A 13,998-nucleotide genomic window follows, 5' to 3' on the forward strand; every position below is an offset into this window, starting at 1 on the left:
AATGAGCCTGGCGCGGCGCAGCCGCTTTCTGCTGCCCGTGCTGCTGGTTTCCGGCGCGGCCTGGGCTGCCGCGCCACCGCCAACGCCCCTGCCGCCGGTGGTCGCCGAGGCGCACCGGGTCCTGCGCCTGGATACCCAACGCTCGCAGATCGGTTTCGAGGTGCGCACCCGCTTCGGGCAGCGCATCGAAGGCCTGTTCCCGCACTTCGAAGGTCGCATCGAGGTCCTCTCCGATGGCCGCCACCAGGTGCACCTGAAGATGTTCACGCGCTCGGTCGAAATCCCCGGCAAGGCGCGCTACACCGGCTGGATGCGCGGCGAGGAGTTCTTCGACGCGGGCCGCCACCCGGTGGTCGAGTTCGACTCGCTGCCGTACTGGCCGGAGACCGTGGAAGACGGGGGCGACATCAACGGGCGGCTGACCCTGCGCGGGATCAGCCACCCCGAGACACTGAAGGTCGAGAAGGCGGAGTGCGCCCGACCCGGCTATGATTGCGACGTCGTCAGCCGCGGTACCGTGCAGCGAGGCCGGTATGGAATGGACAGCTGGCAGCTTGCCTTGAGTGACCGAGTGACCTTCGTATTGCGAGCGCGCCTGAGCGAGGCGCCGAAACCGTGAACCTCCTGCTGCGTGTACTGGCGCTGGCAACCGTGTTGCTGGGCAGCGGTTGTGCATCGCTGTCCACTGCCGAGCGCGACCGTGCCGAAGCGATCGCCGTGCAGGCGCGATCGACCCAGGTCGACTGCCAGCGCGCCGACCGCTGCGCGCAGGACTCGCCGCTGCGTGCGCTGGCCGGCCGGGCGTTCACCGAATCCACCCCGGAGCAGCCGCGCCACTACGCCACCCTGCTGGACGAGGGGGAGGGCGCCCTGGTGGCGCGCCTGAACCTGCTGCGCAGTGCCACCCGCAGCATCGACCTGCAGACCTACATCTTCGACAAGGACGACAGCGCGCGGCTGGTCATCGACGAACTGCTGGCCGCGTCGCGGCGCGGGGTGAAGGTGCGGGTGCTGATCGACCAGCTCTCGGCGATTTCCGACCTGCAGATCCTCGGCGCGTTGTCCGGTGCCCACCAGAACTTCCAGCTGCGGGTCTACAACCCGACCTTCGGCAAGGCCCGGCTGAACTACTTCGACTACGCCGGCAGCGTGCTGTGCTGCTTCCGCCGGTTCAACCAGCGCATGCACAACAAGCTGCTGGTGATCGACGATGCGATCGGCGTGGTCGGCGGCCGCAACTACCAGGACGACTATTACGACTGGGACCGCGAGTACAACTTCCGCGACCGCGACGTCATGATCGCCGGCCCGGAAGCGCGCGCGATGGCGGCCAACTTCGATGCGTTCTGGCGCGCCCACCGCAGCGTGCCGGCCGAGCGCCTGAATGACGTGGGCCGCACCCTGCTGCGCGAGGGCGTGCCGGTGCTGCCACCGGCCACCTTCCGCCGCCCCGAGCGGGTGCAGCGGGTCAGCGCCGAAGCCAATGACATGGACTTCGTCACCCGTTCCTTCGTGGATACCGCGCTGCCGGTGGCCTCGGTGCGCTACGTCGCCGACCTGCCGCGCAAGCACCGCCGCGAGAAAGCCGATGCCCCGCTGGCCGGCCAGCACGTGACCGAGCCACAGCTGGATGCACTCATTGCCGGTGCGCAGAAGGAAGTGATCCTGCAGACCCCGTACCTGGTGCTGTCCAAGCCGGCGCAGAAGCTGTTCCGCGAGCTGCGCAAGCGCCCGCAGCCACCGCGCGTGGTGGTGTCGAGCAACAGCCTGGCGGCCACCGACAACCCGATCGTGTATGCGCTGTCGTACAAGTACAAGCGGCGCAACATGCGCGAACTGGGCTTCAACATCTTCGAATACAAGCCGTTCCCGCTGGATGCACCGGTCGACTACCGCAACCTGCTGCCTGATCCGATCGCCGCGCCCGCGGGCGACGACAACGGCGGGCGCAATCCGCTGATTGGCGGCAGCGCCGCTGGCAGCAATGCCGGCGGTGGCAGCGATGGGGATCTGGCCGCGACCCGCAGGCAGGTACCGGTGAACCATCCGCGTACCGGCAGCGCCTACCAGAACGCCCGCGAACGCCGTCGTGCCGCTGGCAGCGAAGTGGAAACGCGCCTGCTGCGTACCGAGACGCGTCCGTCGTTCCTGGGCAGCAAGGCGGTCAACAAGCCGCTGCCGGTCACCCGCAAGGGTGCCCGCATGGGCCTGCACGCCAAGTCGCTGGTGGTCGACCGCCGCATCGGCGTGGTCGGCACCCACAACTTCGATCCGCGCAGCGAGAACTACAACACCGAAGGCGCGGTGATCATCGACGATCCGGTCTTCGCCGAGCAGCTGGCCGAAAGCATCCTGCGCGATACCCATCCGCAGAACGCGTGGACGGTGGCGCCGCGGGCCAAGCCGCCGGTGCTGTCGGGCCTGAACTACAGTGTCGGCAAGGCCTCCGAAGCGCTGCCGATTCTCGACTTCTGGCCGTGGCGCTATGCCACCGACTACGAGTTCAAGCCCGGCCCGGACTGCCCGCAGCCGCTGCCACGGCAGGACCCGGATTTCCATCGCTGCTACGTTGCCGTCGGCGACTTCCCCGAAGTCAACGTCGGCCCGAAGTGGCTGCTGGTGCGCATGCTGACCGCATTCGGTGCCGGCCTCGTTCCCATTCTCTGAAGGTGCCCGCATGACCCAGGTGTTCCGCGAAGCTGTTTCCATCGAGCAGCTCAATGCGCTCAGCCGCAACACGGCGATCGAGTCGCTGGGCATCGTCTTCAGCGCCGCGGGCGAAGACTGGCTGCAGGCCACCATGCCGGTGGACGAGCGCACCCGGCAGCCCTACGGCATCCTGCACGGCGGTGCCTCGGTGGTGCTGGCCGAGACTCTGGGCAGCAGCGCCGGCAACCTGTGCGTGGATACCGCAAAGCAGATCTGTGTGGGCCTGGAAATCAACGCCAACCATGTGCGTGCGGTGCGCTCGGGGACTGTCACCGGCACCGCGCGCGCGCTGCACGTGGGCCGCAGTACCCAGTTGTGGGAAATCCGCATCGAGGACGGGCAGGGCCGGCTGGTGTGCATCTCGCGGCTGACCCTGGCGGTGGTGGCCGCCGGCCACGGTTGAGCCCCCGTCGGGCGTGTTGACGGCGGCAGAACCCAGCGTTCCCCGCCGATTGCCCCGGTCAATGGCGGTTATGGCCTAAATCGGCTGGCAGCTGCCGCGGCGCTCCGGTATCGTGCGCGGATGACTTCCCCCACTCCGGCCCCCCGTGGCGGCGTGGCGCGTGTGTGCCGTTACCTGTACCGCGTACCGCTGCTGTTGGTCCACATCACCGTGTTCCTGCCGCTGATCCTGATCGGCATGCTTCCGCCGTGGGGCGAGCTGCGCGTGGGCGAGGATACCTTCGGCGCGAAGGTGGTGAACTGGTGGCAGGGCGGGCTGATGTGGATCTTCGGCTTCCGCCTGTCACGGGTGGGCCAGCCCTTGCCCGGTGCCGTTCTGTTCGTCGCCAACCACGTCAGCTGGGTCGACATCTCCATCCTGCACAGCCAGCGCATGATGGGCTTCGTTGCCAAGCGCGAGATCGCCAGCTGGCCGTTGGTGGGTTGGCTCGCCGCGCGCGGCCAGACCATCTTCCATCAGCGTGGCAACACCGAATCGCTCGGTGGGGTGATGCAGGTGATGGCCGATCGCCTGCGTGCCGGCAAGGCGGTCGGTGTGTTCCCGGAAGGGCGCACCCGCGGTGGCCACGAAGTGGGGCCGTTCCATGCCCGCATCTTCCAGGCCGCGGTTGAAACCGGCGTGCCGGTGCAGCCGGTGGCGCTGGTGTACGGGATGAAGGGCGACGCACAGACCATCGTCGCGTTCGGCCCGGGCGAGAGTTTCGCCGCCAATTTCCTGCGCCTGCTGGGTGAGCCGGCGCGGCATACCGAAGTGCATTTCCTGGAGCCGATCGGTACCCAGGACCTGGAAGGCCGTCGACGCATCGCGGAAACCTCGCGCGCGCGCATCGTGGCGGCCATGAGCACGCAGTGAGGGTGCGGTGGCCCTGATACCGCCACCTGTCCTGGACGCCGGTACGCCGACGCTGCATGCGGCTGACTATCAGCCGCCGCGCTGGCTGCGCAATCCGCACCTGCAGTCGATGCTCAGTTCCAGCCGCATGCGCCTGCAGCGCGGCCTGCTGCTGCTGGCGGCCACCGGTGCAGTCAGCGAAGAGCTGATCCTCGATGGCGGTGATGGCGTGCGCCTGCAGGGCTGGCACAGTCATGTCGAAGGCCGCGAGCCGAAGGGTGTCGCGCTGCTGCTGCATGGCTGGGAAGGCAGTGCCGAATCCAGTTACATGCGCATGGCCGCCGCGCGCATGATCGAGCAGGGCTTCGACGTGGTGCGGCTGAACTTCCGCGACCACGGCAACACCCATCATCTCAATCCCGGCATCTTCCACTCCAATCTCATCGATGAAGTGGTGCACGCCGCAGGCGACATCGCCCAGCGCTGGCCGCAGCTGCCGCTGGTGGCCGCCGGCTATTCACTGGGTGGCAACTTCGTGCTGCGCCTGGCTCTGCGTGCACCGGCCGCCGGCGTGCCGCTGCTGCGCGTGGCCTCGGTGTGCCCGGTGCTGGATCCGGCGTTGACCATGGAGAACATCGAGAACGGCCCGGCGATGTACGACTGGTACTTCCGCCGCAAGTGGGCCGGCTCGCTGCGCCGCAAGCGCGATCTGTTCCCCGAGCTGAGCGACTGTGACGACCGCGTGCTGAAACTGGACATCCGTGCACTGACCGCCTGGCTGGTCGAACGGCACACCACCTTCGGCTCGCTGCAGGCCTATTTCGATGGCTACTCGATTGCCGGTGACCGCCTGTCCACCCTGCAGGTGCCGGCCGACATCCTGATGGCGCAGGACGACCCGGTGATCCCGTACGCGACCTTCAGCGATTGGCAGCTGCCGCGCCAGGCGCACCTGGAAACCGCCTGCTGGGGAGGCCACTGCGGCTTCCTGGAAAACTGGCGGGGTGACGGCTTCTCCGAGCGCTGGGTGGCGCAGCGCCTGCAGCGGGTGCTGGCGGGCTGAACCGGCACCGGTGCGCGGACCGCTACAATGCGGGTTTGCACTTGAACCGGACCGCCATGCAAGACCAGATCATCCAAGCGTTGCGCCAGAACCAGGCCGACCAGGCCGTGCAGCTGGCCCAGGCATGGACCCGTGATGAACCCGGCCAGGCCGGCGCCCACCGCTGGCTGGCGCTTGCGCTGCAGCAGCAGGGCAAGGCCGAAGATGCCATGGAAGCCCTGCAGCAGGCGTTGCAGCTGGCACCGGACGACGCCCAGCTGCACCTGCAGCATGCTGGCCTGCTGCTGGCCCTGCGCCAGTACGAAGGCGCCGACGAAGCGCTGGCGCGCACCACCGGGCTCGACCCGAACTCCTTCTCCGCCTACCTGATGCAGGCGCACCTGGCGATCGGCCGCAACGACTTCGATGAAGCCCAGCGCCTGTCCACGCTGGCCTCGCGCGTTGAGCCGGATCACCCGGAACTGCTGACCATCGACGGCATGATCGCGCTGCGCCGTGACGATCCGGATCGTGCGCTGACGCTGCTGTCGGCGGCCAACCAGGCGCAGCCCAACGACACCCGCGTGCTGTACGCGCTGGGCTTCGCCTACCTGGGCAAGGACATGCTGGCCTTCGCCGAGCAGGCGTTCCGCCGCGTGCTGGAACTGAACCCGGCCATCAGCTCGCTGCATGGCCTGGTGGTGCAGCTGGCGCTGCGCCAGGGCAACCTGGAGGCGGCTGCCGAAGCGATGCAGATCGCCCTGCAGCAGGAAGGCATGGATACGCCGTCGATGCGCCGCCTGGCCGGTGAACTGTCGCTGCGCGGTGGCCAGCCGCTGCGGGCGCTGGACCACCTGCTGCCGTTGCTGGAATCGATCCCCGACGACCGCCAGGTGCTGCAGCTGCTGCTGATGTCCTGGCAGCGCCTGGGCCGCGAAGACGAGGCGCGCGCGCGCCTGGACGCCGCCCTGGAGCAGCACCCGCAGCTGCACGACCTGTGGCTGGCGCGCCTGGCCGTGGAAGAAGTGGGCAGCCCGACCGCCGCCGCGACCGTGGAACGCTGGATGGACGCGATGCCAGGTCATCTGCCGGCCCTGGAAGCGCGCCTGCGCCTGCATGACATGGTGGGCGAACACGAACAGGCTGAAGCCATCGCCGAGCGTATCGTCAGCCTCGAACCGGGCCGCGTCAGCGGCGAAACCCGCCTGGTTGAAGGCCTGTTGCAGCGTGATCCGGTCGCCGCGATCGCCCGCGTGCAGGCGCTGATCGACAGGGCGCCGGACGGCCATCGCGCCGACCTGCGTACCTGGCTGGGTGAAATCCAGGATCGCGCTGGCCAGCCGGAACAGGCGTTGCAGACGTGGATGGCGCTGCAGGCCGACCAGGCGCCGCAGCGCCTGCCGCTGCCGCCGCAGGCCAAGGCGCCGCCGAGCTGGCCGGACAAGGGCGAGATCGACGCTGATGCCAGCTCCGCGCCGATCTTCCTGTGGGGCGCGCCGGGTTCGGGCGTGGAGCGGGTTGCGACCGGCCTGGCCGCCGCCAGCCCGGTGCTGCGCAGCGACCGTTACACCAGCAATCCGCCGGATGATGCATTCCAGAACTACCACACGCTGCAGGACCTCGCCTCCGGCGTGCTGACCCCGGAGCGCCTGGTGCAGCGCTGGCGCGAGCAGCTGCCCGTGCGCGGCGTGCAGGGTGATGCCGTCATCGACTGGCTGCTGTGGTGGGACAACGCACTGCTGTGGGCGCTGCGCCCGCAGCTGCCACAGGGGCGCCTGGTGCTGGTGCTGCGTGATCCGCGCGACATGCTGCTGGACTGGGTGGCCTACGGCGCCGCCGCACCGCTGGCGATGACCTCGCTGGCTGAAGCCAGCGAATGGCTGGCACGCGCGCTGGCGCAGGTTGCCACCCTGCACGAGGAAGATCTGTACCCGCACGTGCTGCTGCGCATCGACCAGATCGGCAACGATCCGCATGCGATGGCCGAGCTGCTGGGACGCCTGTTCGAGCGGCAGATGCCGCCGGCCGCACAGCTGGGCGCACCGCGCTTCCCGCCGGGCCACTGGCGCAACTATCGCGACGTGATGAGCGCCGCCTTTGCCAAGCTCACCCCGATTGCGGTGCGCCTGGGTTACCCGGAAGAGTAAGGAGAAGCCGATGCAACTGAGCAGCCACAGCCTGACCAACGGCGCGCCGATCGACCGCGAGTTCGCCGCTGGCGATGCCGCAGGCTTCGCGCCGGACCGCAACCCTCACCTGGCCTGGAACGGCGCGCCGGAAGGCACGCGTTCGTTCCTGCTGGTGTGCGTGGATCCGGATGTGCCGACCGTTCCGGAAATGGTCGGCCGCAGCGACATGACCGTGCCGCGCGACCAGCCGCGCTGCGACTTCGTGCATTGGGTGATGGCCGACATTCCGGCCTCGGTGCAGGAGATCGCCGCTGGCAGCTGCAGCGATGGCTTCGTGGTGAAGGGCAAGACCGCACCGGCGGGCCCGGCCGGCAGCCGCCAGGGCCTGAACGACTTCACCGGCTGGTTTGCCGGCAATCCGGACATGGCCGGTGACTATCTGGGCTACGACGGCCCGTATCCGCCGTTCAACGACGAACGCGTGCACCGCTACTTCTTCCGCGTGTTTGCGCTGGACGTGGCCTCGTTGGAGCTTCCGGCACGCTTCACCGCCGCAGACGCGTATCGCGCCATGCACGGCCACGTGCTGGCCGAAGCGGCGTTGCACGGCACCTACACATTGAATCCTGCGCTGGGTTGAGCGCGTCTGCAGGGCCGGGCCAAACCCGACTTTGCTTTCTGTAGCCATGCTCGCCTGCTTTTCGCCCAGTCGAGCATGGCTGGCCTCTATAAAGCCCCGATCGAGCCGGCTCGACCTTACCGGCTGCACTTCTCATCTGTTTTTCAGTGGCACCGGCGCGAACACCAGCGTGTCGCCACGTGCGGTATGCAGGGTCAACGGCCCCGCGCGACCCATGATCAGTGTGGAGGCCCCCAGAATCCTGCGCTTGGCTTCGGTTTCCTGTTCGCCTTTGGCACCGAAGCATCCCTTCAGGTTCTGTTCCATGCTGCCCAACGTGAGCTGGCTGTCTTTCAACGTGTATGGGCCGCCCATGCCGTTGCACAGGTTCAGCACGTTGGCACTGGTGCCGCGGAACAACAGACCGACGGGCGGATCACTGGCGATGAACAGTGCATCCAGGCGCTTGCCGTTGCTGTCGACTGCGTGGGTGAGATGCCACTCGTATGCCTGTAGGCGTTGCAGATCGCTGGCATCACTGGCTGCCGCGAGGCCGGCAGGCGTTGTGGCCAGCAGGAGCGCGAAAATGCGGGAAAGAATCATGCCTGTCTCCTTGGCGGTTGGGTATGTAGAGTCGAGCCATGCTGGACTGCCTTCTGCCCAGCCGAGCATGGCTCGACTTCAAGGTGTCCCATGGAAGAAGGGCGACCTCGCGGCCGCCCTTCTGTTTTCTTACTTCTTCTCGATGGCCGACTCGACCACCATGTCCAGCACGTACGCCTGCGACGGCGCATCAGCCGGCGGGTTCTTCACTTCGTAGCGCTTCACGCGCACCACGTTGCGCACGCCGTCTTCGTGGGTGTAGCCCTCGATGTTGCCGTAGAAGTTCTCGAACTTGCCCGGCTCACCCTGCTTCAGGCCCTTGTCGTCGAACTTGACCTCACGCACCTGCAGGCACTGGTAGTCCGGGATCAGCGGGTGCGAGCACTTCTCGGTCTTCGCGGCCACTTCCAGGAACACGGTTTCGCCGGCGCCGCCATAGCGGGTTTCAGCGGTCGGTTCCGGGTTGAACACCAGCACGTCGCCCTTGGCGGTGGTCAGGGTCAGCTTGCCATCGGCATCCTGCTCGGCCTTCAGCTCGCCCTGCAGGCGGCTCGACACGGCCTCGTCCAGCGCCATCAGCGCCTTGTCGGTGCAGGCCATCATGGTCGAGGCCATCGCACTGACCGTCAGCTTGCCGTCGGCCAGTGTGTAGCCGCCACCCATGTGGTTGCAGGCGTTGCTGACCGACAGGCGGCCATCAGCGAAGTCCAGGGTGACCGGCTTGTCTTCGCGGGCGAACAGCGCGTCGATGCGCTTGCCGTCGGCGGCGGTGGCCTGCTGCAGCAGCCAGTGCTGGCTCTGCAGGCGCTGCGCGTCCAGGTGCGCCAGCGTCTGCTGGTCTGCTGCCTTGGCCGCGGCCGGGGCCACGTCGTCGCCGCCGGTGCCGGCCGGGGCCGGGGTCTGGCTGCAGGCGGCCATCAGGGCCAGCGGGAGGAGCAGGGTGAGCTTGCGGTTCATGGTGATTCTCCTTGGGGAACCGTGGGGGAAACGGGGTGGGGCCGGCATCGGGGTTACCGTGCCCCGGCGCTGTTCAGCTGCCGGACGGCAACCACAGCAGCAGCGCCGCGCCCAGCGCGATGCGGTAAATGGCGAAGGCGGTGAACCTGTGCGACTTGATGTAGCCCATCAGCCACTTCACTACGACGAAGCCGGTGACGGCCGCGGCAAGGAAGGCCACGCCCACGTCGGCCCAGTTCTCGCTGCCCAGCTGCCCGGCCTTGGCCATCTCCAGGAAGGTGTAGGCGCTGGCGGCGAACATGGTGGGAATGCCGACCAGGAACACGAACTCGGCGGCGGCGGCGCGGCGGCTCAGGCCCAGCAGCATGGCCAGGAAGATGGCCGAGGCCGAGCGCGAGGTGCCGGGGAACACGCCGGCCACCACCTGCGCCAGGCCCACACCGATCGCCACTGTCCAGGTCACCTGGTCGCGGTCGGGCAGGCGCGCGGTATAGGCCTCCACCAGCAGCATCCAGACGCCACCGATGATCAGTGCCCAGGCCACCGGGCTGACCGTCTCCGGCAGCGACCAGCCGGCCTTGCGCACCACCAGGCCGACGACGGCGGTGACCAGGAAGGCCGCGCCCAGCTTGAACACGTACTCGCGGTTCTCGCGCTGGTTCAAGCCGGTGGCCAGCTGCAGCAGGCGCTGGCGGAACACCAGCACCACGGCCACGATCGCGCCGGCCTGGATGACGATGTTGAAGAAGTCCGAGCGGGCACCCAGCCAGTGCTGGGCGATGAGCAGGTGGCCGGTGCTGGAGATCGGCAGGAATTCGGTCAAGCCTTCGAGGATGCCCAGCAGCAGGGCGGAGAGCAGGTCGGACATGGACAGTGCGGGCACGCGCGGCAGGAAGGAAGAAGGTCGAGAGGATAGACGATCCCTGCTGCACCAAACGGGTGCGTCTGGTGCTGGATGCACCCAATTGGTGCGCACCGATTTGCACCGGTCCAGGGCACCCTTTTTGAAATCAATGACTTGCAGCCTGCGAAAAGTTGGCACGGTCGTTGCTCTACCTCAGCAGGCATTCATCCCCATCCGAGGTCGTACCGATGTCCGTGGAAAACGTTGAGAAGCTGATCAAGGACAACCAGATCGAGTTCGTCGATCTGCGCTTTGTCGACATGCGTGGTGTCGAGCAGCACGTGACCTTCCCGGTCAGCATCATCGAGCCGTCGCTGTTCGAAGAAGGCAAGATGTTCGACGGCAGCTCGATCGCCGGCTGGAAGGGCATCAACGAGTCGGACATGGTGCTGCTGCCGGATACTGCCAGCGCCTACGTCGACCCGTTCTACGCCGATCCGACCATCGTGATCAGCTGCGACATCCTGGACCCGGCCACCATGCAGCCGTATGGTCGTTGCCCGCGCGGCATCGCCAAGCGCGCCGAGGCTTACCTGAAGTCCTCCGGCATCGCCGAAACCGCGTTCTTCGGCCCGGAGCCGGAATTCTTCATCTTCGACTCGGTCCGTTTCGCCAATGAAATGGGCAATACCTTCTTCAAGGTCGATTCCGAAGAAGCCGCCTGGAACAGCGGTGCCAAGTACGACGGCGCCAACAGCGGCTACCGTCCGGGCGTGAAGGGTGGCTACTTCCCCGTGCCGCCGACCGACACCCTGCACGACCTGCGCGCCGAGATGTGCAAGACCCTGGAACAGGTCGGCATCGAAGTGGAAGTGCAGCACCACGAAGTGGCCACCGCAGGCCAGTGCGAGATCGGCACCAAGTTCAGCACCCTGGTGCAGAAGGCCGACGAACTGCTGCGCATGAAGTACGTCATCAAGAACGTCGCGCACCGCAATGGCAAGACCGTCACCTTCATGCCCAAGCCGATCGTCGGCGACAACGGCAGCGGCATGCACGTGCACCAGTCGCTGTCCAAGGGCGGCACCAACCTGTTCTCCGGTGACGGCTACGGTGGCCTGAGCCAGCTGGCGCTGTGGTACATCGGCGGCATCTTCAAGCACGCCAAGGCCATCAATGCCTTCGCCAACTCGGGCACCAACAGCTACAAGCGCCTGGTGCCGGGCTTCGAAGCGCCGGTGATGCTGGCCTACTCGGCCCGCAACCGTTCGGCCTCGTGCCGCATTCCGTGGGTCTCCAACCCGAAGGCGCGCCGCATCGAAATGCGCTTCCCGGATCCGATCCAGTCCGGCTACCTGACCTTCACCGCGCTGATGATGGCCGGCCTGGACGGCATCAAGAACCAGATCGACCCGGGCGCACCGAGCGACAAGGACCTGTACGACCTGCCGCCGGAAGAAGAGAAGCTGATCCCGCAGGTCTGCTCCTCCCTGGACCAGGCGCTGGAAGCGCTGGACAAGGACCGCGAGTTCCTGAAGGCCGGTGGCGTGATGAGCGATGACTTCATCGACGGCTACATCGCGCTGAAGATGCAGGAAGTGACCAAGTTCCGCGCGGCCACCCACCCGCTGGAATACCAGCTGTACTACGCCAGCTGACCGGATGCGATGGCGGTGGGCTTCCCCTCCCACCCGCCGCCATCGCTTCCGTTCTCGCGGCTGGGGAGCCGCAAGGCGGGCGCAGGCCCGCCGTTGTAGAGCGGACTGTCGGTCCGCTGCATTGGAACGCGGGCCTTTGGCCCGCTTATCCAGGGGCAAGAGAAAGACCGGATACGCGACCAGGGCCGCCCTCCCTCCCGCGTCGGTCGTGCAAGGAGAGAGGCACGGCCGTCCCGGCCCTGTATGTGTCCGGTGCAACAGCCACGGCCATCATCTGATGGCCGCGGGTTGCCTGATGCCAACGCGCGTCTGCGCGCTGGCCCCATCCACCATCGGGACATGCGCATGAAACTGATCTCCGCCATCATCCGGCCGTTCAAGCTCGACGAGGTCCGCGAGGCCCTGTCCGACGCAGGCGTGTCGGGCATCACCGTGACCGAAGTGAAAGGCTTCGGTCGCCAGAAGGGCCACACCGAGCTGTATCGCGGCGCCGAGTACGTCGTCGATTTCCTGCCCAAGATCAAGATCGAAACCGTGGTCACCGACGAGCGTGCCGACGCGGTGATCGAAGCGATCCAGTCGTCGGCAGGCACCGGCAAGATCGGTGACGGCAAGATCTTCGTCACCGCCGTCGAACAGGTCATCCGCATCCGCACCGGCGAAATCGGTGCCGACGCGCTGTAACCCCCTTCCGGAGACTCCCCCATGAAGATGCGCCTTCTCGCCGGGTGGCAAGCCCGGTTCCATGTCGTGTGGCTGTTGATGCTGCTCAGCGCGTTCGCCGCCGGTGCGTGGCCGGGCAGTGCCCATGCCCAGGCACAGGTGTCGCCGCTGCCGAGCGAAACCGTAGCGGTTGAACCGTTGCAGGCCCCGGTGGCCGCAGCACCTGCCGCTGCCGAAGCAACGGCCCCGGCGTTCGACCACGGTGACGTGGCCTGGATGCTCACTTCCACCCTGCTGGTGCTGCTGATGGTGGTGCCGGGCCTTGCCCTGTTCTACGGCGGCCTGGTGCGTTCGAAGAACGTGCTGTCGGTACTCAGCCAGATCCTGGTGGTGTTCTCGCTGGTGCTGCTGCTGTGGGTGGCGTACGGCTACAGCGCGGTATTCAGCGCCGGCAACCCATTCTTCGGCTCGTTCACCGAATTCGCCTTCCTCAAGGGCTTCACTCCGGAGTCGGTCGGAAATACGCCGATCAAGGGCTTGCCGGATTACCTGTTCGTCGCCTTCCAGTCGACCTTCGCGGGCATCACCACTGCGCTGATCGTCGGTGCCTTCGCCGAACGCATCAAGTTCCGTGCGGTGCTGCTGTTCTCGGCGCTGTGGTTCACCCTCAGCTACATCCCGATGGCGCACATCGTCTGGGGTGGCGGCTACCTGGGTGAGATGGGCGCGATCGATTTCGCCGGTGGCACCGTGGTCCACATCAACGCAGGCGTTGCCGGCCTGGTGGCCGCATGGTTCGTCGGCAAGCGCCTGGGCTATGGCCAGACCGCGCTGAAGCCGCACAACGTGCCGTTCACCTATATCGGCGCGATGCTGCTGTGGGTGGGTTGGTTCGGCTTCAACGCCGGCTCCGCCGCCGCGGCCGATACCGTAGCTTCACTGGCCTTCCTCAACACCGTGCTGGCCACGGCTGCGGCTGTACTCGGCTGGACGCTGGTGGAAGCGATCAGCAAGGGCAAGCCGTCGGCACTGGGCGCCGCCTCGGGCGCGGTGGCCGGCCTGGTCGGCATCACCCCGGCCTGCGGCACCGTCGGTCCGCTCGGCGCGATCGTCATCGGCTTCGTCGCCGGCGTGGTCTGCGTGTGGGGCGTGACCGGCCTCAAGCGCCTGCTGAAGGTGGACGACACCGCCGACGTGTTCGGTGTGCATGGCGTCGGCGGCATCGTCGGCGCGATCCTTACCGGCGTGTTCAGTGCGCAGTCGCTGGGTGGCACCAAGGCCGATCTGGATATCGGCCACCAGGTGTGGGTGCAGGTGGTCAGTGTCGGTCTCACCGTGGTGTGGTCGGCCGTGGTGACCGCGGTCATCCTGCTGGTGGTCAAGGTCGTGGTCGGCCTGCGGGTGACCGAAGAGGCCGAACGCACCGGCCTGGATGTGACTTCGCACGGCGAATCCGCCTACGAGGCCTGAAGTAGCGGTG

13 protein-coding genes are annotated in these 13,998 nt (G+C 67.2%); 10 read left to right on the forward strand and 3 right to left on the reverse strand.

The genetic code is table 11. The annotated features are described in order from the left end of the window. Position 1 precedes the first annotated feature (1 nt). The 7 genes from N5D45_RS17280 (at position 2) to N5D45_RS17310 (ending at position 7,814) form a co-directional block, all read left to right on the forward strand. Complete coding sequence (locus N5D45_RS17280; RefSeq protein WP_043400783.1) at positions 2–619, forward strand: YceI family protein; 618 nt, start codon at positions 2–4, stop codon at positions 617–619. Continuing rightward, positions 616–2,667, forward strand: coding sequence for a phospholipase D family protein (locus N5D45_RS17285; protein ID WP_279939351.1), 2,052 nt, complete (start codon positions 616–618; stop codon positions 2,665–2,667). The genes N5D45_RS17280 and N5D45_RS17285 overlap by 4 nt, the downstream gene beginning before the upstream one ends. A 10-nt stretch (positions 2,668–2,677) precedes the next feature. Further along, positions 2,678–3,112 carry a hotdog fold thioesterase gene (locus tag N5D45_RS17290; RefSeq protein WP_279939353.1) on the forward strand — a complete coding sequence of 145 codons (435 nt, stop codon included), beginning with the start codon at positions 2,678–2,680 and terminating at the stop codon, positions 3,110–3,112. A gap of 120 nt (positions 3,113–3,232) precedes the next feature. Further along, positions 3,233–4,024, forward strand: coding sequence for a lysophospholipid acyltransferase family protein (locus N5D45_RS17295; protein WP_019337597.1), 792 nt, complete (start codon positions 3,233–3,235; stop codon positions 4,022–4,024). Positions 4,025–4,076: 52 nt separating this feature from the next. After that, positions 4,077–5,066 carry an alpha/beta fold hydrolase gene (locus N5D45_RS17300; RefSeq protein ID WP_029380138.1) on the forward strand — a complete coding sequence of 330 codons (990 nt, stop codon included), beginning with the start codon at positions 4,077–4,079 and terminating at the stop codon, positions 5,064–5,066. A 56-nt stretch (positions 5,067–5,122) separates the two neighbouring features. Continuing rightward, positions 5,123–7,192, forward strand: coding sequence for a tetratricopeptide repeat protein (locus tag N5D45_RS17305; RefSeq protein ID WP_049480443.1), 2,070 nt, complete (start codon positions 5,123–5,125; stop codon positions 7,190–7,192). 10 nt (positions 7,193–7,202) lie between these two features. Further along, a complete protein-coding gene (locus N5D45_RS17310; protein WP_109814513.1) occupies positions 7,203–7,814 on the forward strand; it encodes a YbhB/YbcL family Raf kinase inhibitor-like protein in 612 nt (203 codons plus the stop codon). A 132-nt stretch (positions 7,815–7,946) separates the two neighbouring features. Here the strand turns inward: N5D45_RS17310 and N5D45_RS17315 are convergent, their stop codons facing one another. From N5D45_RS17315 to N5D45_RS17325, 3 genes are all read right to left on the reverse strand, one after another. Further along, positions 7,947–8,465 (reverse strand): META domain-containing protein, encoded by a 519-nt coding sequence (locus tag N5D45_RS17315; protein ID WP_279939355.1) that lies wholly within the window; start codon positions 8,463–8,465, stop codon positions 7,947–7,949. A 60-nt stretch (positions 8,466–8,525) separates the two neighbouring features. Then, the gene (locus N5D45_RS17320) at positions 8,526–9,353 is read right to left on the reverse strand and encodes an META and DUF4377 domain-containing protein (RefSeq protein ID WP_010487212.1); all 828 of its coding nucleotides are present in this window, start codon (positions 9,351–9,353) and stop codon (positions 8,526–8,528) included. A gap of 73 nt (positions 9,354–9,426) precedes the next feature. Then, positions 9,427–10,221, reverse strand: coding sequence for an undecaprenyl-diphosphate phosphatase (locus N5D45_RS17325; RefSeq protein ID WP_010487209.1), 795 nt, complete (start codon positions 10,219–10,221; stop codon positions 9,427–9,429). Between the two features lie 224 nt (positions 10,222–10,445). Here N5D45_RS17325 and glnA point away from each other — a divergent pair, with 224 nt between their 5' ends. The 3 genes from glnA (at position 10,446) to amt (ending at position 13,988) form a co-directional block, all read left to right on the forward strand. After that, positions 10,446–11,855 carry a type I glutamate--ammonia ligase gene (glnA, locus tag N5D45_RS17330; protein ID WP_010487206.1) on the forward strand — a complete coding sequence of 470 codons (1,410 nt, stop codon included), beginning with the start codon at positions 10,446–10,448 and terminating at the stop codon, positions 11,853–11,855. A 345-nt stretch (positions 11,856–12,200) separates the two neighbouring features. Next, on the forward strand, positions 12,201–12,539 hold the full coding sequence (locus N5D45_RS17335) for a P-II family nitrogen regulator (RefSeq protein WP_004134334.1): 339 nt from the start codon (positions 12,201–12,203) through the stop codon (positions 12,537–12,539). 21 nt (positions 12,540–12,560) lie between these two features. Further along, positions 12,561–13,988 (forward strand): ammonium transporter, encoded by a 1,428-nt coding sequence (amt, locus tag N5D45_RS17340; RefSeq protein ID WP_057503442.1) that lies wholly within the window; start codon positions 12,561–12,563, stop codon positions 13,986–13,988. The last annotated feature ends 10 nt before the right edge of the window (positions 13,989–13,998 follow it).

Source organism: Stenotrophomonas sp. GD03819 (assembly GCF_029841665.1).
GTDB classification, from domain to species: Bacteria; Pseudomonadota; Gammaproteobacteria; order Xanthomonadales; family Xanthomonadaceae; genus Stenotrophomonas; species Stenotrophomonas geniculata.

Bases quoted from the DNA above. Each gene is read 5' to 3' on its own strand.
- glnA (WP_010487206.1), top strand. From the start codon at position 10,446: ATGTCCGTGGAAAACGTTGAGAAGCTGATCAAGGACAACCAGATCGAG.
- N5D45_RS17325 (WP_010487209.1), bottom strand. From the start codon at position 10,221: ATGTCCGACCTGCTCTCCGCCCTGCTGCTGGGCATCCTCGAAGGCTTG.
- N5D45_RS17280 (WP_043400783.1), top strand. From the start codon at position 2: ATGAGCCTGGCGCGGCGCAGCCGCTTTCTGCTGCCCGTGCTGCTGGTT.
- N5D45_RS17315 (WP_279939355.1), bottom strand. From the start codon at position 8,465: ATGCTCGGCTGGGCAGAAGGCAGTCCAGCATGGCTCGACTCTACATAC.
- N5D45_RS17335 (WP_004134334.1), top strand. From the start codon at position 12,201: ATGAAACTGATCTCCGCCATCATCCGGCCGTTCAAGCTCGACGAGGTC.
- N5D45_RS17305 (WP_049480443.1), top strand. From the start codon at position 5,123: ATGCAAGACCAGATCATCCAAGCGTTGCGCCAGAACCAGGCCGACCAG.
- N5D45_RS17295 (WP_019337597.1), top strand. From the start codon at position 3,233: ATGACTTCCCCCACTCCGGCCCCCCGTGGCGGCGTGGCGCGTGTGTGC.
- N5D45_RS17290 (WP_279939353.1), top strand. From the start codon at position 2,678: ATGACCCAGGTGTTCCGCGAAGCTGTTTCCATCGAGCAGCTCAATGCG.
- N5D45_RS17310 (WP_109814513.1), top strand. From the start codon at position 7,203: ATGCAACTGAGCAGCCACAGCCTGACCAACGGCGCGCCGATCGACCGC.
- amt (WP_057503442.1), top strand. From the start codon at position 12,561: ATGAAGATGCGCCTTCTCGCCGGGTGGCAAGCCCGGTTCCATGTCGTG.
- N5D45_RS17320 (WP_010487212.1), bottom strand. From the start codon at position 9,353: ATGAACCGCAAGCTCACCCTGCTCCTCCCGCTGGCCCTGATGGCCGCC.